The following is a 22,680-nucleotide window of genomic DNA, read 5'->3' on the forward strand; positions in this document are numbered from 1 at the left end:
GCATCCGGTGCACAGCCCAAGAGTCCAATCCGAAAGGGCATACGACTGAACCCGGCACACGATACGACTGAATCCTATACACGATATGACTGTATTCCCCGAACATCCGAATGTCTTCCCACAGAGCATCCCCATGTCTTTCTCCAAAACATCCCCATGTTCTACCCCAAAACACCCGGATGTTTTACTATAAAACATCCCCATGTTTTGCCCCAAAACATCCGGGTGTTTTCGGTATTCAGTCGTATAGTGTAAGGGATTAAGTATAGGGATGATTCCTATAAAGCAACGGACTTGCAGAGGCAGAGTCTATTTGTCCCTAAAAAACCCTGTACGATTCTGCCGGGCTTGCATCGAAAAGTTGTACCTTTGGCAATCATTTCAGAAGGAATACTCAATTATGGCTAAAGAAAAGACGGTTTATGTATGCAGCAACTGCGGGCAAGACTCTCCCAAATGGGTAGGCAAGTGTCCGTCGTGCGGAATGTGGAACACGTATGTGGAAGAGGTAGTGCGGAAAGAAGTGGTGAACAAGCGTCCCGTATCGGGCATAGAAACCGCCAAAGCCAAGCCCCTGACCCTCCACGAGATTGTAGCCGACGATGAACCGCGCATCGACCTCCACGATGCCGAACTGAACCGGGTGTTGGGCGGCGGACTGGTGCAAGGCTCCCTCGTGCTGATTGGCGGCGAGCCGGGCATCGGGAAATCTACCCTGGTGCTGCAGACCGTACTCCGCATACCGGAGAAACGCATCCTCTACGTCTCCGGTGAAGAGAGCACCCGACAGCTGAAACTGCGTGCCGACCGGCTGACACAAACCTCCAGCGACTGCCTCATCGTATGCGAGACTTCCCTGGAACAGATTTACGTCCACATCAAGAACACCCGCCCGGACATAGTCATCATCGACTCCATACAGACGATTTCTACCGAAACCCTTGAATCGTCGCCGGGAAGTATCGCCCAGGTACGGGAATGCTCCGCCTCCATCCTGCGTTTTGCCAAGGAGACGCATACGGCGGTCGTCCTCATCGGGCATATCAATAAGGAAGGAAGCATAGCCGGACCGAAGGTACTGGAACATATCGTGGATACCGTACTCCAGTTCGAGGGCGACCAGCACTACATGTACCGCATCCTGCGCAGCATCAAGAACCGCTTCGGAAGCACTGCCGAACTGGGCATCTACGAAATGCGGCAAGACGGGCTGCGCCAGGTGAGCAACCCGTCCGAACTGCTGCTGAGCCAAGACCATGAAGGTATGAGCGGTATAGCCATCGCCTCGGCCATAGAGGGCGTGAGACCGTTCCTCATCGAAACACAGGCATTGGTCAGCAGTGCCGTATATGGTAACCCGCAACGCTCTGCCACGGGGTTCGACATCCGCCGCATGAATATGCTACTGGCCGTATTGGAAAAACGTGTAGGCTTCAAACTGGCACAGAAAGATGTATTTCTCAATATCGCCGGTGGATTGAAAGTGAACGACCCGGCCATAGACCTTGCCGTCATCAGCGCCATCCTCTCCAGCAACATGGACACGGCCATAGAGCCGGAGGTGTGCATGGCGGGAGAAATAGGTCTGTCGGGAGAGATACGCCCGGTAAACCGCATTGAGCAGCGCATCGGAGAAGCAGAGAAACTTGGCTTCAAGCGTTTTATACTTCCCAAGTATAATATGCAGGGACTGAACGCGAAAAAGATTAAAATAGAATTGATACCGGTGCGGAAGGTGGAGGAGGCATTCCGTAGCTTATTTGGTTAGGTTCACCACAGAGGACACAGAGTTTCACAGAGTTTTTTATTTTTCAAACAAGGAGATTCATCACGAAAGGGTGGTACAGCGGTTTTCATAGATGCAATTTATAGAACTCCGTGAAACTCGGCGTCCTCTGTGGTGAATAAAATATAAAAGATACATCATGGAAATCAACGAAATGACGGGGCTAATACTCAAAAAGGCTTATGAGGTTCATTCAATTTTAGGCCCCGGATTGCTAGAAAGTGCCTATGAGGAATGTCTAGCTTATGAACTTATGCAGTGCGGCTTCAAGGTAGAAAGACAAAAAGCACTACCTATTATATATAAGAATATAAAGCTGGATGCTGGTTATAGATTGGATATAGTGGTCAATGATTCAGTAATCATAGAGCTGAAATCTGTTGAAGCACTCAATCCGATACATACTTCCCAGCTTTTAACCTATCTGAAACTATCAAAGATACGCTACGGCTTACTAATCAATTTCAATGTAAAAAGCCTAAAAGAAGGAATCAAACGATATATAATGTAAAACTCCGTGAGACCCAGCGTCCTCTATAGTGAAAAAACTCTGTGAGACTCTGTGTCCTCTGTGGTGAATAAAAAGATATGATACAAGAATACCAACTACGCGTATTGCCCGAAGTAGCGGCAAACGAGCAACGCCTGAAAGAGTACTTAATACACGAAAAAGGACTGAATGCACGGGAGATAACCGCAACGCGCATCTTGAAGCGCAGCATCGACGCCCGCCAGCGGACCATCTACGTCAACCTCAACGTGCGTGCCTACTTGAACGAAATGCCCCGGGAGGACGAATACCAACATACCTTATATAATAATGTAGAAGGAAAGCCCCAAGTGATAGTGGTAGGTGCCGGTCCCGGAGGACTCTTCGCCGCCCTGCGACTGATAGAGCTGGGGCTGCGCCCCGTCATTGTGGAACGTGGAAAGGACGTACGGGAACGAAAGAAAGACCTGGCACAAATCAGCCGCCGGCAACTCGTCAACCCGGAGTCCAATTACAGCTTCGGAGAGGGAGGTGCCGGAGCCTACTCGGACGGCAAGCTGTACACACGCAGCAAGAAGCGCGGCAATGTGGACAAGATTCTGAATGTCTTCTGCCAACATGGAGCCTCCACTTCCATACTGGTAGATGCACATCCGCACATAGGCACAGACAAACTGCCGCGTGTCATTGAGAACATGCGGAACACCATCATCCAATGTGGTGGCGAGGTTCACTTCGAAACACGCATGGACGCCCTGCTCATAGAGAAGGATGAAGTCAAAGGCATTGAAACAAATACCGGCAAGGCCTTCCTCGGTCCGGTGATACTTGCCACCGGTCACTCCGCCCGGGACGTATACCGCTGGCTTGCCGCCAACAATGTAGAGATTGAAGCTAAAGGCATTGCCGTAGGCGTACGACTGGAACATCCCGCCACCCTGATAGACCAGATACAATATCACAACCGGAACGGACGGGGAAAATATCTGCCTGCAGCCGAATATAGCTTTGTAAACCAGGTGGACGGACGAGGAGTATATAGCTTCTGCATGTGTCCCGGCGGCTTCGTTGTGCCCGCCGCCAGCGGTCCCGAGCAGATTGTAGTCAACGGGATGAGTCCCAGCAACCGCGGTTCCCGTTGGAGCAATTCGGGAATGGTGGTAGAGCTACGCCCGGAAGACTTGGAGCAATTTACTATTGACAATTTACAATTTACAATTGCCATGCAGCATGATAGCGCAGCCAATTGTCAATTGTCAACTGTCAATTCTCAATTGAACATGATGTATTTTCAAGAGTATCTGGAGCGCCTCTGCTGGCAACAAGGCAATATGAAGCAGACGGCACCGGCACAGAGAATGGCGGACTTCACCAAGAAGAAACTAAGCTACGACCTGCCGGAGACTTCGTATGCGCCGGGATTGGTATCCTCGCCCCTGCACTTCTGGATGCCGTCTTTCATTGCAGAACGCTTGAGCAAAGGCTTCCAGCTATTCGGGAAATACAGCCGGGGGTTCTTGACGAACGAGGCGACAATGATTGGAGTGGAAACCCGCACATCGGCACCGGTACGCATCATAAGAGACAAGGAAACACTGCAACATGTACGTGTCAAAGGATTGTTCCCTTGCGGAGAAGGTGCCGGATATGCCGGAGGCATCGTTTCTGCCGGGATTGACGGTGAACGGTGTGCAGAAGCGGCAAAGGCATTCTTTGGTTAAGCTGCAATATTGACATCTAAATTTTGAATTCTCACTTTTTCTCGTTTAATTTGTAAACTATTATCACATATATGCTGTTATATTATATTTATAGATAAATATTTATATGAGATTCATCATAAACATTGTATGCTTTCTATTCCTTTTGCCTCTCATTGCCACAGCGCAAACTTATAAATACATAGGAGTGGAAAACGGATTGAGTAACCGCAGAATCTTCGACATTCAAAAGGATTCGATAGGTTACATGTGGTTCCTCACCAACGAAGGCATAGACCGGTACAATGGAAAAGACATCAAACACTATAAATTAATAGAAGAAAATAAAGAATCGAGTTCCCCCATCCATCTCGGCTGGCTGTATTTTGAAGAGAAGGGGAAGTTATGGGTCATAGGTAAAGCCGGTCGCATTTTTCAATACAACCAAGAACGCGATGTCTTCAATAGAGTATATAAACTGCCCAAGACACCGGTCAATATCAGCTACGGCTATATGGACCACAATCATAGGATTTGGCTGTGTAGCAGATACAGCATCGCTCTTTACGACACACAAACCGGAGAGCCCCATCAAATGCCCAATGAACTGAAAAGTAACATTACAAGTATCGAACAAGCGGACAACGACCACTTCTTCATGGCCACCGACAAGGGAGTGCGATACGTCAAACTCGAAAACGAAGCATTGCAGATTGTCCCTCTTGAACCTCTTGATAAAATCCAGGCCCAAATCAGCGCACTCTATTTCCACCAAGAATCACAAAGACTTTTCATCGGTACTTTTGAAAAAGGAGTCTTCGCCTACGACATGCGGCAACAACGGATTATACACTCCAACACGGATTTGAGCGATGTAAACATTGCCCGAATCAGACCTCTGAACCAGACAGAACTATTGATAGCGACAGAAGGTATGGGCATACACAAAATCAATGTAGACTCGTGCATCTCGGAACCGTACATCACCTCCAGCTACAAAAGTTACAACGAGATGAACAGCAATAACATCAATGATATTTATATTGATGAAGAAAAGCGGATATGGATAGCCAACTACCCGGAAGGGATTACCATTATAGACAACCGGTACAAAAACTATAACTGGATAAAGCATTCCATCGGAAACAGACAATCGCTGGTCAACGACCAGGTACACTCTGTCATTGAAGACAGTGACGGAGACCTATGGTTCGGAACAAGCAACGGAATCAGCCTTTATCAATCGAAAACCGGACAGTGGCACTCATTCCTGAGTTCCTTCGACCATCAACTGAAAGACAAGAACCATATATTCATTACGCTATGCGAGGTATCACCCGGCATTATCTGGGCAGGAGGATATACTTCGGGAGTATACAAAATAAACAAAAGGACACTCTCGGTAGAATATTTCTCCCCTTACCTGCTCAGTCCGGACAACATACGTCCTGACAAGTATATCCGCGACATTGTAAAAGACTCCAAAGGATATATCTGGTCCGGAGGGTTCTATAATCTGAAATGCTTCGATTTGTCTCTGAATTCTGTCCGTCTGTATCCCGGAATAAATTCCGTCACCGCCATTACAGAAAAGGACGACGGACACATGTGGATTGGAACAAGCGCCGGACTGTATCTGCTGGACAGAGAATCGGGTAGATTCCAATATATCGCCTTACAGGAAGAGGCAACCTACATCAATACACTTTACCAAGCGGAAGACGGCTCTCTCTATATAGGTACAAACGGCTCCGGGGTGGTTGTCTACAACGCAAAGGACAGTACGTTCAAGCATTATCATAAGGACAACTGCGCCTTGATTTCAAACAACATCTACACCATACTCCCCGAGTCGGACGGGCATATCCTGATGAGTACCGAAAACGGAATAAGCTGTTTCCACCCTACGGAGAAGATATTCCACAACTGGACCAAAGAGCAAGGCTGATATCTTCCTGCTTCAGCGCCTCGTCCGGAACGCTGCGCAAGAACAAGGGGTTTGTCTTTGGCAGCACAGACGGAGCCATCGAATTCCCCGAAGGAACAAAGTTGCCGGACTATGTCTACTCTCCCATGATACTCAGCGATTTTCAGATACTCTATCAGACAGTCTTTCCCGGCAGTGCAGATTCCCCCTTGAAGGAAAATATCAACCAGACAGACCGGTTAAAGCTGAAATACAACCAGAACACTTTCTCCCTCAGCATTTCATCCATCAATTATGACGCACCGGACAATGTCACTTTCTACTGGAAGCTGAAAGGCTTTTACGACGACTGGAACCGCCTGGGTGAAGAAGGGCATCTCCGCTTCACCAATCTTGCCTCGGGCGATTACAAACTTTGCATACGGGCGGTGTCCAAGGAAGAGCCGTATCTATACTTTGAAGAGCGAAGTATCGACATCAGCATTGCGCGCCCCGTCTGGTTCAGTTTTTGGGCCATAGCTTGCTATGCCCTGCTGGCAGCATTGATGCTCATCGCCGGTTTCCGTATCATAGCACTGAAAAAACAAAAAAAGATATCCGATGAGAAAACCCGCTTCTTTGTCAATACCGCACACGATATCCGCACGCCATTGACACTGATAAAGGCACCTCTGGAAGAAATGCTTGAAAACAAGACTCTGGACGAAGCCGAGAGCAGCAATATGCACATGGCACTGAGAAATGTCAACTCCCTCCTGCACATGACTACCAATCTGATAAACTTTGAACGGACTGAAGTATATTCCCCCCATCTGTACATAGCGGAATATGAGTTGAACACTTACATCAAGGAGATATACAGCATTTTCCAGACCTATGCCACCATAAAACACATCACTTTCAGATATGAAAGCAACTTCAGCTACTTGAATGTATGGTTCGACAAAGAGAAGATGGACTCTATCCTAGAGAATGTCATATCCAATGCTCTGAAGTATACTCCGGAAAATGGTGATATACTCATTTCTGTATATGATATGAAAAGCTCCTGGAGACTGGAAGTCAAGGACAACGGAATAGGTATCCCTGCCAAAGAACAGAGAAAATTGTTCAAGATGCACTTCCGTGGGACAAATGCCATCAACTCCAAGATAACGGGAAGCGGCATCGGCCTGATGCTGGTACGGAAGCTGGTAAGCCTGCACAACGGAAAAATCCATATTGAGAGCACTGAACATCAAGGAACTACCATCAGAATCACCCTTCCCAAAGAGAAAGAGCAGTTCAAGAACTTCACGCTGTCCGTCAAGGACAAGAAGAGCATCCACGAACCGGATGTCCCCACCGCTCCCTTGAAACTTGCCGGGGAACTCCGGACTGAAGACAATGACAAACTGCAGCGCATCCTGATTGTAGAAGACAATGACGAGCTGCGCAACTACCTCTTCCAGTCTTTCTCCCAAAATTACAATGTACAGGTGTGCTACAACGGCAAGGAAGCGCTGACCATTGTAAAACAATTCTGGCCGGCACTGATTCTTTCCGACATCATGATGCCGGAAATGCGAGGTGACGAATTATGCATCGCCATCAAGAACGATATTGAAACGTCCCACATCCCGATAGTACTGCTGACGGCATTGGGAGATGAGAAGAATATTCTCGAAGGACTCCATATCGGTGCGGACGAATATATTGTAAAACCTTTCAGCATAAACATACTGAAAGCCAGCATTGCCAATCTGCTTGCCAACCGCGCATTGCTGCGCAAGAGATATGCAGATTTGGAAATCAATGCAGAAGAAGAGCCCTCTACAACTACCTCTTGCTCCAACAGTCTCGACTGGAAATTCATGTCGAACGTAAAGAGACATATCGAGGAGAACATGGATAATCCCGATTTCACAGTAGACGTATTATGCTCGCTCCTGAACATGAGCCGTACCAGCTTCTACAATAAACTGAAAGCGCTGACCGGCCAGGCACCGGCAGATTTCGTACGGAATATCCGCTTGAAACATGCTGCCGAGCTGTTGAAAGAAGGGAGATATTCCGTGACTGAAGTAGCAGAAAGAACCGGTTTCTGCGATGGAAAATACTTCCGGGAAGTCTTTAAGAAGTATTTCAATGTCAGCCCCAGCCAATATGCGAAAGGAGACACTCCCCGCTCCCCAAAAGGAGAGGGAGAATAGTTCTACATAGGATAATTTTTCATTTTGCAGCCCCGCACAGACAAACCCTAAAAAATAATCCGTATTTTTGCAGAAACTAAAAAAACGAGAATGACTCCCGAAATAGCAATCGTCGACTCCAACACCCTCTCCTGCCTGGGACTGCAGAACTTGCTGGAGGGAATCATCCCGACAGCCGTCATCCGCTCTTTCCGTTCCTTTGGCGAACTGATGGATGATACGCCTGACATGTATGTGCATTATTTCATCTCTTCGCAAATCTACTTCGAGCATACCGCCTTCTTTCTGGAGCGCAAGCCCAAAACCATTGTGCTGGTCAACGGCGAAACCGTTCCCCAACTCTTGGGCATACCGACGCTGAACATCTATCAGGACGAACAAAATCTGGCAAAGAACATTCTGCAGCTACGCCAATACGGAAACCAATACAGACAAAACCACGGAAAGCCGGCACCCGCCAGACACTCGGATATGACAGTAAATACAGCCGCCGGACACGACCTTTCCGCCCGGGAAATAGAAGTACTGGTGCTGATTACCAAAGGCCTCATCAACAAGGAGATTGCCGACAAGCTGAACATCAGCCTGACCACCGTCATCTCACACCGCAAGAATATCACCGAGAAGCTGGGCATCAAGTCCGTATCCGGCTGACTATCTACGCCGTGATGCACGGATATGTGGAAGCGGACAGAATATAATCCTACCACCGGAATACATCAGAAGCGGAGTCTTTTCAGAAAAACTTCGCCCCAATTAGTGTACTTGTATGCTAATCCTAATAAATGAGGATTGTCTCTTCCACCGGAATTCACTTACTTTGCAAGCGAAATAAAAACAGCTTATGAACAGATATAAAATTCTCGCCGGCATCTTCGCTCTATTGGCAACCGGCAATGCACTCGCCGACGAGGCAGACACCCTGAAAGTAGTGGATGTGGAAGAAGTGACCGTCATCGCCGCTCCCAAAGAAAACCGGAAGTTGAGAGAACAACCGGCTGCCGTCACGCTGCTTTCCCAGCAAGACATGCAGAATTCGCAAGTAAACTCCATAAAGAATCTGACTTCTGTCATTCCCAACATGTTCATTCCCGATTACGGTTCGCGTCTGACCTCTGCGGTCTACATACGCGGCATCGGCTCGCGCATCAACACTCCTTCAGTAGGGCTTTATGTAGACAACATACCTTATATAGACAAGTCTGCCTTCGACTTCAGCTATGCCGACGTAGAGCGCATCGACGTGCTGCGCGGCCCGCAAGGCACGCTCTACGGACGCAATGCCATGGGCGGATTGATTAAGGTGCACACCAAATCGCCCTTCTCCTACCAGGGAACGGACTTCCGCATGGGGGCAGGCACGCACAATGCCTATAACACCTCGCTGACCCACTATCACCGCTTTTCAGAACGGTTCGCCTTTTCTGCCGGAGGATTCTACGATTATCAAGGAGGATTCTTCCGCAACGCGGTGAGAGACGAGAAGGCAGACAAAGGACAATCGGCAGGCGGACGCATCCGCGCCATCTACCTCCCTTCGGACAACTGGAAGGCAGACCTGAACATTAACTACGAGTACAGTGACCAGGGAGGATACCCCTATTTCTACCAGGCAGTCTGAACCCTGCCGGACAGAAAGAGGAGTTGAAGCCCTACATCGGCAAAATCTCCAACGACGAGGCAAGTAGCTACTACCGCAACTTGCTGAACGCCGGGCTGAACCTGGAATATCAGGCGCGGAACTTCACCCTGAGTATGGTTACCGGCTATCAGCACCTCAAAGACCGCATGTTCATGGATCAGGACTTCAGCCACGCCAATATATTCAACATCGAACAGAAGCAGAAGATGAATACCATCTCCGAGGAAGTCGTACTCAAATCGAAACCCAACCGCCGCTGGCAGTGGACCACCGGTGCCTTCGGGTTCTATCAATGGCTGCACACAGACGGGCCGGTGGTGTTCCACAAGGAAGGCATCAACCAGGTGATAGAAGGGAATGCAAACAATGTATTCGCCGGGCTTTCGGGAGCGCCGGACATGCATCTGACCATCAATGACCAAAGTATGCGGGTAAGCGGCAGCTTCGACACGCCCACACTAAGCGGAGCCATCTTCCACCAGTCCACTTTCAATGACCTACTGATAGAGGGCTTGTCCGCTACCGTCGGTCTGCGCCTGGATTATGAAAAGATACGGATGGACTATAACTCAGCCTCTACTCCTACCGATTTTGATTTCAAGGTGACGGTAAACAGACCGGGCATGCCGTTCCCCATCGTCATTAAAAACGCAGCTCCCCTACAAGGAAATGCCGCTTATCTGGGCAAGGAATCGACGGACTACGTACAGTTGTTGCCCAAATTCGCCCTGCAATACGAATGGAGCAAAGGGAACAATGTATATGCCACTGCTGCCCGCGGCTATCGTTCCGGGGGATACAACATCCAGATGTTCTCCGACTTGATAACCGGCGTATTGAGCAATTCGATGATAGATGCCATCGCAGCGGACGACAACCTGAAGATGATAAACCAGATGATTGACGTGAACACCATCAAGCAAAAGGTGCCGGATGTACGTGAAGCCACCCGTTACAAGCCCGAATATACCTGGAACTACGAAATAGGTACCATCTTACGCTTTGGGAAGGCCGTCTGCTTGCCGATGTCTCCGTTTTCTATATGGACACCCGCGACCAGCAAATATCCAAATTCGCAGAAAGCGGACTGGGACGTATCACCGTGAACGCCGGAAAAAGCCGGAGCTACGGAGCCGAAGCAAGCCTGCGTGCCGCCATAACCGACGCGTTCGCGCTAAATGCCTGCTACGGATATACATACGCCACTTTCAAAGAGTATGTCAGCAATGCCCGTGTCAACGGACAGCTCCAAGAAGTGAGCTACAACGGCAAGTATGTACCTTTCGTCCCCAAGCATACCATGAATGTGGGCGGTCAGTACATCTTCCGCATCCGTCCGGGGCACTGGCTGGACCGCATCCAGCTGAATGCCAACTACACCGGTGCCGGACGCATCTACTGGACCGAAGAGAACAGCGTGAGCCAAGCCTTCTACGGCACGCTGAACGGACGCATCAGCTTCCAGAAAGGACATGGACAGATTGACTTCTGGGTGCGCAATGCACTGGACAAAGAGTATGCTTCGTTCTATTTTGAGAGTATGGGGAACGGATTTATGCAGAAAGGACGTCCCGTGCAAGCGGGAATAGAGTTGAGGTGCAGGTTCTGATTGGAGAACTTTGTCCCTCCGAATACAAAAAGGATAATATTTTATCAAAATGGATGCCACTTTCTTCACAGAATCCATTATCTTTGTATTCAACAACCCACTAAAAGTATAGATTCCTTATGAAAGCAACCGTCCTCAACGCCTTACGTGAAACCCTAAAAAGGATAGCACCCGATGCACGTGCCATCCTTTTTGGTTCGCAAGCCAGGGGAAACGCACGCCCTGACAGCGACTGGGACATCTTGATACTTGTAGACAAACCCCGTCTTACCGCAGAAGATTATGACAATCTTGCCTATCCTCTACGGGAGTTAGGATGGGAACTGGGTGAAACCATCAACCCGTACTCTATACCCTAAAGGACTGGGCACGCAACAGTTTCACCTATTTCTATAAGAATGTAACTAAAGAAGGAATTGCACTATGAGCCTCAGTACAGAAGAACGCAAGCAAATAGTTTGCTATCGCCTTGAAAAAGCACAAACTGCATTCACCCATGCACAAGGAAATGCCTCTATGGGATATTGGGAAGTAACCGCTAACCGCCTGTATTATGCCGCCTATTACGCAGTAAGTGCGTTGCTCATACAAAACGGACATGTGGCACAAACCCACAATGGAGTCATACAACTTTTTGGCTTACATTTCATCAAACCCGGTATTGTCGAACGACATATTGGCAAACTCTACAATCAGTTGTTCACCCTTCGACTGACAGGCGATTACAACGATTCCTATACATTGGAAGCAGATGATGTCATCCCCTTGATTGAACCAACCGGCAAACTTATAGAGATTATCACTGCATTGGCACAACAAGCCCCAATTATCCCATAATCCAATACATCCGTCATTCATTGATAGCTCCGCAATGCGGGCAGACTCCCTTCTCCCTCAATTTCTGCCCGCACCTGCCGCAACGATAGCGTGAAGCCAGCAGCGAAATACGAAGCCTTTTGAGGAATACCCATACAAAAGCAGCCAAAAACAAGTATCCGACGTAAATAGATGTAGTCAGGATAAAGAAGAAATAACAGAAGATGCAGCAGGAGGCCAGCCCCAACAGATAGAATACGGCCGCCGCCGGACTTAATTGGCGGAACAAATCGTCGAGTACCGCCAGCAACACCACTATAAACAGCCAGATACCCATCAGAAAAGCAGAAAGCACAAGCGGTACCTTGAACGGCGACAAGGTAGGATTAAAATAGAAGTGTTGCCACGTCTCCGGCGCAAACACTTGTATAGATTCGTAAATAGTGGCACAGAACGCCATCAGCAGACATAGTAACAACGGATAGAGACTGTCTATATCATTAAAGTACACCATCCTCAACTGCTTGCGCCGAAAAGCCCGGAACAGCCAGACAGCCACAAACAAGGCAAAAATAATGATAAAATAAGAGGCATGGGTATCACTGAACAAGTAGATGGCCTGCGAAATGCTGTCTGTAGGAACAAAGGCATGCATCATTTCGGACTCCCGCAACCAGCCCTGCACTTCCTGCGAATGGGCAAGCTTCACCCATACACTATCCACACTGTCGGCAGGATGGATGGCGAACTCGGCCACCACCACGCGGTCTCCCCGATAAAGCATATTATAGCAGTCCTTCACGGGCAGGCAAGCCAAATTCACAGAATCCGCCAGCACTTCCAGATTGGTATTCCAAGTATAGTGCCGTTCAAAAAGATAGGCCAGCGAATCACGCGTCTCCTTAGACAGATGTTCGTCTTCAAGATTAGGGCGGGAATAATGGCAGGAAACTAAAGCAATGAAGCATGAAAAATAAAGAATGCAGAATAGGAGGGAACGCAGTGAACGCAAAGGATGTTTGTCCCTGCCTGCTTCCCGGTACCGGTCATTTGCCGGCCTTTCATTATGTGCCCGTTCCTCGCTCCTCATTTTCAAGTCTTTATTAGTAATTCCTCATTCTTCGTCCTTCATTAAAGCGGCTCTTCATGAGCAATGACTTTCATCTGGCAATTCTTGCAATCGAATGCCAGGCGGAAACGCTTGCCATCCGTCCCCACCAGATAATAGGGTTCCCGATAGGGAGAATGCCCTTTCTGATGTGTGGGACACCACCCCATACTGAAACGCAGGCAATGCTTGCAGAACATAAGCACAGCATCGGGCACCGCTTGCGCCTCGTAGGCAGGCGCTATGGACGACAGCCCATGCTCTTGATAAAAACTCCGGGCAGCACTGTTCATCACATTACCCAGATAGGTCAGCGAAGTAGCAGGAAAAGCATGGCTGGTCGGTTTCCAGACAGCCAGCTCACGACGATAAGTAACACGCCGAGCCGCAATCAGCTTATCTATCACCTGCCGGCGCCAGTCCGCCACCACAGAAGCAGGAAGGAACCAGTTCGCAGAAAGATTGAGCCTGATGCCCGATGCCTCTTCAGACAAATGTCCGGCTATCTCAAAAGGAGTATTCCCCAACTTGCCCAACTGATTACGCAGATTATCCGCCTGCGGTGTACGTGCCAACTCTTTCGGATAAGGGAAAGAAAGCGTCACGCGGTTATCATCCTCGTCCGCAGCCGTCAGGCTAAACCCGAAAGAAGTATCTGACAACTCCCAACAAACACCGATTTTACGCTCGGAGGATTTGCGGGTAAGAATACGTTCAAACTCCTGGTCGAAGTTACGATAAAGCCGGGTACGAGGTTTGATACGGGGCACTTCCCCTGCCGGATAGAGCTTGTTACCATCCACCCGGTTGATGTGGAAACCCTGCAAACGTCCTTGCTCGTCCAGAAAGCAAACGCCGTCTCCGTTGTGGAAAGCTTCACGCCTGCCACCGTAACATATCCGCCGCGCTGTTCTTTTAGAGTCCCCATCTCCTCTCCCAAAGACTTGGGTGTATCGAATGAAGCGATTTCCCCTCCCCTGCCTTGCAGGAAGTAATGCGTGAAACCACGGCTGAAACTCTTGTCAAGCTGCGGCTGGAAGTCGAAATGGCAAGTACCCGAAGAAGCACGGGTATATTCCTTGCGACGGGCAAAAATGGTATCGAGTTTTTTGCGATAAGCCGCCGTCACATTCTTCACGTACGACACATCCTTCAAGCGGCCTTCTATCTTCAGGGAAGTGGCTCCGGCGTCCAGCAGTTCTTCCAACACCTCGCTTTGGTTGAGGTCTTTCAAAGAAAGCAGATGCTTGTCGCGTACAATGGTCTTGCCATCGGCATCTACCAGGCTAAAAGGCAAGCGGCAGAATTGCGCACATTCCCCCCGGTTGGCACTCCGTCCGAAGCAAGCTTGGCTGACATAGCACTGTCCGCTATAACTGACACAAAGCGCTCCATGTACAAAAACCTCAAGCGGCACGTCGGGACACGCCTCATGGATACCGCGTATTTCCTGCAAAGAAAGTTCGCGTGCCAGCACCACCTGACGGAAACCGGCATCGGCAAGGAAACGTACTTTCTCCGGTGTGCGGTTATCCATCTGTGTACTGCCATGCAACGGGATGGGCGGCAAATTCAGCCGTGTAATCCCCATGTCCTGCACAATCAGCGCATCCACACCGATGCGGTACAGCTCCCAAATCATCCTCTCCGTCTCTTTCAGCTCTTCTTCTTTCAGAATGGTATTGACCGTCACATAGATACGGGCATTATACAGATGGGCATGCTCCACCAAAGCGGCAATATCCTCCAAAGAGTTGACAGCAGCAGCACGTGCACCGAACTTGGGTGCACCGATATATACTGCATCTGCCCCATGATTCACAGCTTCTATGCCACACTCCAAATTCTTGGCAGGAGCCAGCAGCTCTATTTTACGTTGCTTTATCATCGTTTAGTTACGAGTAACTCATCCAATATCATTAATATTATACGGCGTCTCCTGATATACAAAATAATTCAGCCAATTGGAGAACAACAGATTGGCATGGGCACGCCAGCGCACCAGCACTCCTTTGTCCGGGTCATCGTCCACATAGTAGTTACGGGGTATCTCAATGGGCAGGCCCTTATTCAAGTCACGGCGATACTCTGTATCCAGCGTCAACGGAGAGTATTCCGAATGGCCGGTCACGAAGAACTCACGCCCTCCACGGGCCACCGCCATATATACACCGGCATCCTCCGACTCGGAAAGCAGCGTCAATTCCGGAACCTTCTGTATATCTTCCCGGCGCACTTCCGTGTGGCGGCTATGCGGCACATAGAACATATCATCAAATCCACGGAAAATGGGATGCAACGGTTGCAAGGTACGATGTTCAAAGATACCGAACATCTTCTTATCCAGTGCATACTTCGGCACTCCATAATGATGATAGAGCCCTGCCTGCGCCGCCCAGCAGATGTAGAGCGTAGAGGTGACATGCGTACGCGCCCAGTCGAAGATTTCAGTAATCTCATCCCAATAAGTCACCTCCTCAAAATCCATCTGCTCTACCGGAGCACCGGTGATAATCATGCCATCGTACTTTTCACCGCGCATCTTGTCGAAATCCGTATAAAATGTTTTCATGTGTTCTATCGGAGTGTTCTTGGAAGTATGGCTTTTTATCTTCATGAACGAGATTTCCACCTGAAGCGGAGTATTGGAAAGCAGACGCACCAGGTCCGTTTCCGTTGTAATCTTTAGCGGCATCAAGTTCAGAATCACGATACGCAGCGGACGGATATCCTGCTGGGTTGCCCGGGAATTGTCAATGACAAAAATATTCTCCTCTTTCAGCAACTCGATAGCGGGTAGTTTATCGGGTAAATTTAAAGGCATGAGTTTATATCTATGGTTTAACTTATTACTGTCTACGATTTTAGCGTGTAAAGTTAGGCAAAAAATCAGAGTGTGATAAATAAATTATAAAAGTTTTATTGATTTATCCCTCTTCATTTAACACGTTTAATTACATTTGCGCCCGAAACCTACTAAAAGTTATTAAAAAATAAGATTAAAAAGCACTGCGGCATCAGGCGTGATACCGATAATTAGCATTCAAAAGCGTAAAAGACTTTTCTATACCGGCTATAGCTCTGCTAAATCCACATTTTTAAGACAAGGTTCATGGAGCATAACTGGGAAAGCGGAAAACTGCTAACCCCCAATAAAAAATAATACCAATGAAAAAGAACACTTTTGCAAGAGGAGTTTTATCAGCCTCTCTATTCTGCTGTATCTTGTTAGGAGATACAGCCTGTGTCAACCAAATCGAGGAGGATGCCGAGACCGAAGTCCAAGAGAGCGACATCCCCATCCTCTTCTCCATCAAAATGGAGAAAGCAACAACCAAAGCCACCAATACCGCATTTGAGAAAGGAGACCAAATGGGGCTGTTTGCCACTACCGCCTCCAATTCTATCAAAGGGAAACGGTATATTGACAACCTGGCATTGGAATATGCTGAAAACTCCACACTTGTACCCAAGAAAACCGTATTCTACCCTGAAGGGGATATAGCCCTGAACTTCATCAGCTACCACCCTTATCGGGCAGACGGAATAGCAACAGGAACATCCGTCATCCCCGTGTCCGTACAGCCAGACCAAAGTGCTGCAAGGAACCGCTCACTAAGCGATTTCCTGGTTGCCAGAAACCAAGGGATTACCAGTAGCGAGAAATCAGTTACACTGAAATATCAGCATAAGCTCTCCAAGTTGGCAGTCACCCTGACACCGGACCAAAAGACCCCGATAGACAAACTGAAGAAAGACAACCCGAGAATCATTGTAACCGGACTCAAAACATCTGCCGACTATGACTTGGAAGACGGCACATTCAGCAATCTTGGAGAGACAAAAGACATTATAGCTTCCGGAGAATGGAACATCAAGGACAATAAGTTGACCGGAAAAGAGTTTATCATCATTCCTCAAACCATAAACGGTGAAGGGCAATCCTTCGTCATGGAATGGAACGGTCGTATATACAGTTGTGCAATACCCGATATGTCAATGAGCAGCAGCACACAGTGCCCTATTGACATATCAACCATGCAAAGCAACAGTAACACTCTAAACTGCCTTGCCGGCGAAATAAGCGATTGGAACAGTATAGACACTATCAGGACCGACAACCTGGAAGATTATAACGCCATACACATCTCAGCGCTGTCCTTTTCCCTCTCAAACGTTTATCGGATTTACCACGAAGGGATACCTGTTGCCGAAGTCTGCCGGGAATATCTCAAATCCGGTTCGCTCACTTCCAGAGCCATCACAGTTTACCCCATAGGCGAGAAAGAAAAAACAGACTTGAGAAACGGGATTATCCTACAACTTGCTGACAACAACGACTCCATTTGCGGTGGCAGTATAAGCTGGAATGCGGATGACTACGGATTTACCTTTACAGAAGGGAATGCCACCAACATAGACAAGTTCTACATCGACGATGCCCACCAACTCCAGTTGACAAAACCGGCGAACGCCATCAAAGTGAACATAGCCTGCCACACCTTGCTGGACATCAGGAAAGGAACCACTGCCGAATACCCTATCACGAAGATAGGTACACAATACTGGATGGGAAAAGAGTTGAGCGCCACAACCTATCGTGACGGGACGGCCTTAACCAAACAGACCGATTTAGGTAAAGACAAAGCCGGATATTACAAACCGGCCAAATACGACATTTATTTTTACAACGGAGAAGCCATACTGGAGGAGAATTAGCACCCGAAGGCTGGAAAATCCCATCGAATGCAGACTGGCAACAACTAAAAAGCTACATCGGAAACGACGCATCCCTGCTGAAAGCCGGAGAATGGCAAGCCATGGTATCGGGAGAGGTGCTTCCCATCAACAACAATACCCGGTTCAACGCTTTCCCGGTAGGGATGTGGTTCAACAGCGAGCACAACAGCCCACATAAAATGACAGCTTTCTGGAGTTGGGACGACACCAACAATACCCTTTCGGAAAACACCATTTATTTTTTAGGCGAAAGCAACGAATTTGTTTACAGCAAAGCCCTTGTCGCTGACAGTAAATCGCCAACAGGGTACAAAGACTATTATAAAGCCCTTTCCATCCGCTGCATAAAAGAATAGCCGGTAATTTCGGCATTTCTCATTTCTTTTTCGTATTTTTGTTCCCAATGTGCAAGATTTTTGCCAATCGGACAAAGATAACGAAAGAGAAATGAGAGTAATCGACCTGATAAACAGTAACGAAAAAACAGCTTTTTCCTTTGAAATATTGCCACCACTGAAAGGTACGGGCATCGAAAAGCTGTATCAGACCATAGATACGTTACGGGAATTCGACCCCAAATACATCAACATCACCACGCACCGCAGCGAGTACGTGTACAAAGACCTCGGCAACGGATTGTTCCAACGAAACCGCCTGCGCCGCCGCCCCGGCACCGTAGCCGTAGCTGCTGCCATCCAGAACAAGTACAACATCACCATGGTGCCGCACATCCTTTGCAGCGGCTTCACCCGCGAAGAGACGGAGTACGTGCTGCTCGACCTGCAATTCCTCGGCATCACCGACCTGCTGGTGCTTCGCGGTGACAAGGCAAAGCACGAATCCTCGTTTATCCCCGTAGGCAACGGTTACCACCACGCCGTCGAACTGCAAGAGCAAATCAACAACTTCAATAAAGGCATTTTTGTGGACGGCTCCGAGATGAAAGTCACCAACACCCCCTTCTCGTACGGCGTAGCCTGCTATCCGGAGAAACACGAGGAAGCCCCCAACATGGATACAGACATCTACTGGCTGAGGAAGAAGATGGAGATGGGTGCAGAGTATGCCGTGACCCAGCTCTTCTACGACAACCGGAAGTATTTCGACTTCGTGGAACGTGCCCGCCAAGCCGGTGTCACCATCCCGATTATCCCGGGCATCAAGCCCTTCAAGAAGCTGTCACAACTCAGCATGATACCCAAGACTTTCAAAGTCGACTTGCCCGAGGGACTGACCCAAGAAGTCTTGAAGTGCAACACCGACGCAGAAGCCCAGCAAGTAGGCATCGAATGGTGCGTGCAGCAATGCAAAGAGCTGATAGCCCACGCGTCCCCAGCCTGCACTTCTACTCGGTAGGAGCCACGGACAGTATCAAGGAAGTAGCCAAACAAATATACTGAACAATTGATAATTGACAGTTGACAATTAGTAGTATCACAAGCAATAACTCATAACTTATAACTCATAACCCATTACCCCGTGTTCAGTTTCAAGGACATAATAGGACAAGAGCCTGCCAAGCAAAGGCTGATACAAGAAGTGCAGGAAGGACGTATCCCCCACGCACAACTCTTCTGCGGCCCTGCCGGAGTAGGAAAACTCCCTTTGGCACTTGCCTATGCCCGCTACATCTGCTGTCCCCACCGGACGGAAACCGATGCCTGCGGCACTTGCCCCTCCTGCGTGAAATGGAATAAGCTGGTGCACCCGGACGTACACTTCGTGTACCCCATCGTCAAGAGCGCCAAGGGGAAAAAGGAAGTCTGCAACGACTATATCGCCAACTGGCGGCACCTGCTGCTGAACAGCCCCTACTTCGGACTGAACCACTGGCTGAACGAGATGGATGCCGAAAACGGACAAGCCATCATTTATGCCAAAGAGAGCGACGAGATAACCCGCAAGCTCAGTCTGAAATCCAGCGAAGGAGGTTACAAAGTCACCATCGTATGGCTGCCCGAAAAGATGCACGAAGTCTGTGCCAACAAGCTGCTGAAGTTGCTGGAAGAGCCGCCCGAGAAAACGATATTCCTCCTCATCTCCGAAGCTCCGGAAATGATACTACCCACCATCCTTAGCCGCACGCAACGCTTCAACATCCCCAAGATTGAAGAAGCCGACATAGCCGAAGCCCTGCAGCAGAAGTACGGAGTGCAGCCCCGCGACAGCGAGACAATAGCCCACTTGGCAAACGGAGACTTCATCAAAGCATTGGAGACCATCCATCTGAACGAAGAGAACGAACTGTTCTTCAACCTCTTTGTCAGCCTGATGCGACTCTCCTACCAGCGCAAGATACGGGAAATGAAACAATGGAGCGAGCAGCTTGCCGCCATGGGACGCGAACGGCAGAAGAACTTCCTGGACTACTGCCAGCGCATGACCCGCGAGAACTTCATCTACAACCTGCACCGCAAGGAGATGAACTACATGACGCTGCCCGAACAGAACTTCGCCACCCGCTTCGCCCCCTTTGTCAACGAACGTAACGTTGTGGGCATCATGGACGAACTGAGTGAAGCGCAGCGCCACATCGAGCAGAACGTAAACGCCCGCATGGTGTTCTTTGACTTCTCCCTCAAAATGATTGTTTTATTGAAACAATGAAAAGTGGCAAGATAATGAAATGCAAAGTATCAAATCGTAAATAGTAAATAGTCAAATCGTAAATAAACAGATGATGGAATTTAAACTACATAACGGAAGCGGAGGCCTGTGCTGCAAGAGTTGCGGCAGGCAGGACAAGCAACTGAACACCTACGACTGGCTGGCCGACATACCGGGCAATGCCGATGAGAGCGAGCTGGTGGAAGTTCAGTTCAAGAACACCCGCAAGGGATATTTCCGCAACAGCAACAAGATACCCCTGGAGAAAGGCGACATCGTAGCCGTAGAAGCCACCCCCGGACACGACATCGGCGTGGTGACCCTGACCGGACGCCTCGTGCCGCTGCAAATGAAGAAAGCCAATATCAAGTCCGAGGCAGACATCAAGCGCATCTACCGCAAGGCGAAGCCCGTAGATATGGAGAAGTACAACGAGGCAAAAGCCCGCGAGCACGCCACCATGATACGCTCGCGCCAGATTGCCCTGGACCTCAACCTCAACATGAAGATTGGCGACGTGGAATACCAGGGAGACGGCAACAAAGCCATCTTCTACTACATCGCCGACGAGCGGGTGGACTTCCGCCAGCTCATCAAGGTCCTTGCCGACGCTTTCCGCGTGCGCATCGAGATGAAACAGATTGGTGCCCGCCAGGAAGCCGGACGCATCGGCGGCATCGGTCCCTGCGGACGCGAACTGTGCTGCGCCACCTGGATGACCTCCTTCGTGTCGGTATCTACCAGCGCTGCACGCTTCCAGGACATATCACTGAACCCGCAGAAGCTTGCCGGACAATGTGCCAAGCTGAAGTGCTGCCTCAACTACGAAGTAGACTGCTACGTGGAAGCACAGAAGCGCCTGCCCTCGCGCGAGATTACCCTGGAAACCAAAGACGGCGAGTTCTTCTTCTTCAAAGCCGACATTCTGAGCAACCAGATCACCTACTCGAGCGACAAGAACATCCCTGCCAACCTGGTGACCATCAGCGGCAGACGCGCCTTCGAGATTATCGGTTTGAACAAACGTGGCATCAAGCCCGACAGCCTGATAGAAGAAACCCATCGCTCCGAGCCCAAAAAGCCGGTGGACTTGCTGGAACAAGAGAGCCTCACACGCTTTGACCGCAGCCGGAAAGGCAAGAGTGGCGGTGACGGCAACGGTGGCGAGAACAGCAACAACAGCCGTAACAAGAGAAAGAAAAAGAGTGGAAACGGTCGTCCGCAAGGAGGTGAGCAGCAAGGTGCTCCCCAATCCAACAACCAGAGAGAACAATCCAGGCAAGACCGGCAACCGAGACCAAAACAAGACCGGCAAGCACCCAAACAAGGTGAACAGCCACAAGGCGAACGTCAACAACGGAACAATAACAACCGTCGTCCGCCCCGTAACAATAAGCCCAAACCTCAAGGTGAAAGACCTGCCCAAAATGACAAACCGGCCCAAGAATAGGAATCTCTGCCTGAAAGGTATCATACTACTGTTTGTCGCAAGCCTGCTGAGCGCTTGCGACAAACAGACTGTATACCATTCCTTCCAATCCCTTCCCACCGAAGGCTGGCTGCGCGAAGACACGCTCTCTTTCGACGTGAAGGTCACCGACTCACTGACTTACTACAAACTGTCTCTGGAAGTTCGTAACCGAAGCAACTACCCCTATCAGAATCTACCTCTATCCATCTGCTACACCACCGCAGATTCCATCCCGTCACCCGCAGACACCATACAGCTAATCCTGGCGGACAAAGAAGGAATCTGGAAAGGTGACGGCTGGGGAGGTCTCTATCAGACTGCCGTCTCCGCAGGAAGTGTCCGAATCGGCAAACCCGGCACCTACCTCTTTAAAGTGGCCTATACGCTACCGGACGAAAGGCTGCAAGGAATCAACGACATCGGCATCAAACTGAAGAAATAGGAACTCCCTATTGTTCTTTATCACCTTCTTCCAACAACCATCTCAGTCTCCACTCACGTCTCCTTGAAGCGGAAACGGACACGGGGTATCATAACTTGCCCTCTTACCTCATAGCGTTACGTCTTTTACACCAGGATGTAACGACCGTTA

9 protein-coding genes and 7 pseudogenes are annotated in these 22,680 nt (G+C 49.2%); 13 read left to right on the forward strand and 3 right to left on the reverse strand.

The window, feature by feature from the left end; genetic code table 11:
• Window positions 1–400: 400 nt before the first annotated feature.
• From radA to JCM16496_RS13645, 8 genes and pseudogenes are all read left to right on the forward strand, one after another.
• Window positions 401–1,768, forward strand: coding sequence for a DNA repair protein RadA (gene radA, locus JCM16496_RS13610; protein WP_025834960.1), 1,368 nt, complete (start codon window positions 401–403; stop codon window positions 1,766–1,768).
• A 157-nt stretch (window positions 1,769–1,925) separates the two neighbouring features.
• Window positions 1,926–2,297, forward strand: coding sequence for a GxxExxY protein (locus tag JCM16496_RS13615; protein WP_025834962.1), 372 nt, complete (start codon window positions 1,926–1,928; stop codon window positions 2,295–2,297).
• A 77-nt stretch (window positions 2,298–2,374) separates the two neighbouring features.
• A complete protein-coding gene (locus JCM16496_RS13620) occupies window positions 2,375–3,997 on the forward strand; it encodes an NAD(P)/FAD-dependent oxidoreductase (RefSeq protein WP_025834964.1) in 1,623 nt (540 codons plus the stop codon).
• Window positions 3,998–4,103: 106 nt separating this feature from the next.
• Window positions 4,104–8,095, forward strand: a pseudogene (locus JCM16496_RS13625) (hybrid sensor histidine kinase/response regulator transcription factor).
• A 90-nt stretch (window positions 8,096–8,185) separates the two neighbouring features.
• Window positions 8,186–8,796: pseudogene (locus JCM16496_RS13630) on the forward strand (response regulator transcription factor).
• Window positions 8,797–8,939: 143 nt separating this feature from the next.
• Window positions 8,940–11,346: pseudogene (locus JCM16496_RS24645) on the forward strand (TonB-dependent receptor).
• Between the two features lie 119 nt (window positions 11,347–11,465).
• Window positions 11,466–11,773: pseudogene (locus tag JCM16496_RS13640) on the forward strand (nucleotidyltransferase domain-containing protein).
• Window positions 11,770–12,183, forward strand: a complete 414-nt coding sequence (locus tag JCM16496_RS13645) for a HEPN domain-containing protein (RefSeq protein ID WP_025834967.1) — start codon at window positions 11,770–11,772, stop codon at window positions 12,181–12,183. The pseudogene JCM16496_RS13640 and the gene JCM16496_RS13645 overlap by 4 nt, the downstream one beginning before the upstream one ends.
• 13 nt (window positions 12,184–12,196) lie before the next feature.
• On the opposite strand, the gene JCM16496_RS13650 is transcribed toward JCM16496_RS13645, so the two are convergent.
• The 3 genes and pseudogenes from JCM16496_RS13650 to metA all read right to left on the reverse strand — a co-directional run bounded on the left by JCM16496_RS13650 (window position 12,197) and on the right by metA (window position 16,094).
• Window positions 12,197–13,252, reverse strand: coding sequence for a hypothetical protein (locus tag JCM16496_RS13650; protein WP_025834969.1), 1,056 nt, complete (start codon window positions 13,250–13,252; stop codon window positions 12,197–12,199).
• 41 nt (window positions 13,253–13,293) lie between these two features.
• Window positions 13,294–15,158 (reverse strand): annotated as a pseudogene (locus JCM16496_RS13655) (peptidase U32 family protein).
• Window positions 15,159–15,176: 18 nt separating this feature from the next.
• Complete coding sequence (metA, locus tag JCM16496_RS13660; RefSeq protein ID WP_025834971.1) at window positions 15,177–16,094, reverse strand: homoserine O-acetyltransferase MetA; 918 nt, start codon at window positions 16,092–16,094, stop codon at window positions 15,177–15,179.
• 344 nt (window positions 16,095–16,438) lie between these two features.
• Here metA and JCM16496_RS13665 point away from each other — a divergent pair.
• The 5 genes and pseudogenes from JCM16496_RS13665 to JCM16496_RS13685 all read left to right on the forward strand — a co-directional run bounded on the left by JCM16496_RS13665 (window position 16,439) and on the right by JCM16496_RS13685 (window position 22,530).
• A pseudogene (locus tag JCM16496_RS13665) lies at window positions 16,439–18,366 on the forward strand (fimbrillin family protein).
• A gap of 91 nt (window positions 18,367–18,457) precedes the next feature.
• Window positions 18,458–19,410: pseudogene (gene metF / locus JCM16496_RS13670) on the forward strand (methylenetetrahydrofolate reductase [NAD(P)H]).
• A 79-nt stretch (window positions 19,411–19,489) separates the two neighbouring features.
• Complete coding sequence (gene holB / locus JCM16496_RS13675; protein ID WP_025834972.1) at window positions 19,490–20,617, forward strand: DNA polymerase III subunit delta'; 1,128 nt, start codon at window positions 19,490–19,492, stop codon at window positions 20,615–20,617.
• A 73-nt stretch (window positions 20,618–20,690) separates the two neighbouring features.
• Window positions 20,691–22,067 carry a regulatory iron-sulfur-containing complex subunit RicT gene (locus JCM16496_RS13680; RefSeq protein WP_025834973.1) on the forward strand — a complete coding sequence of 459 codons (1,377 nt, stop codon included), beginning with the start codon at window positions 20,691–20,693 and terminating at the stop codon, window positions 22,065–22,067.
• Complete coding sequence (locus tag JCM16496_RS13685; RefSeq protein ID WP_025834975.1) at window positions 22,045–22,530, forward strand: gliding motility lipoprotein GldH; 486 nt, start codon at window positions 22,045–22,047, stop codon at window positions 22,528–22,530. Before JCM16496_RS13680 ends, JCM16496_RS13685 begins: the two co-directional genes overlap by 23 nt.
• Window positions 22,531–22,680: the final 150 nt, after the last annotated feature.

It is taken from the genome of Bacteroides rodentium JCM 16496 (assembly GCF_000614125.1).
Lineage (GTDB): Bacteria > Bacteroidota > Bacteroidia > Bacteroidales > Bacteroidaceae > Bacteroides > Bacteroides rodentium.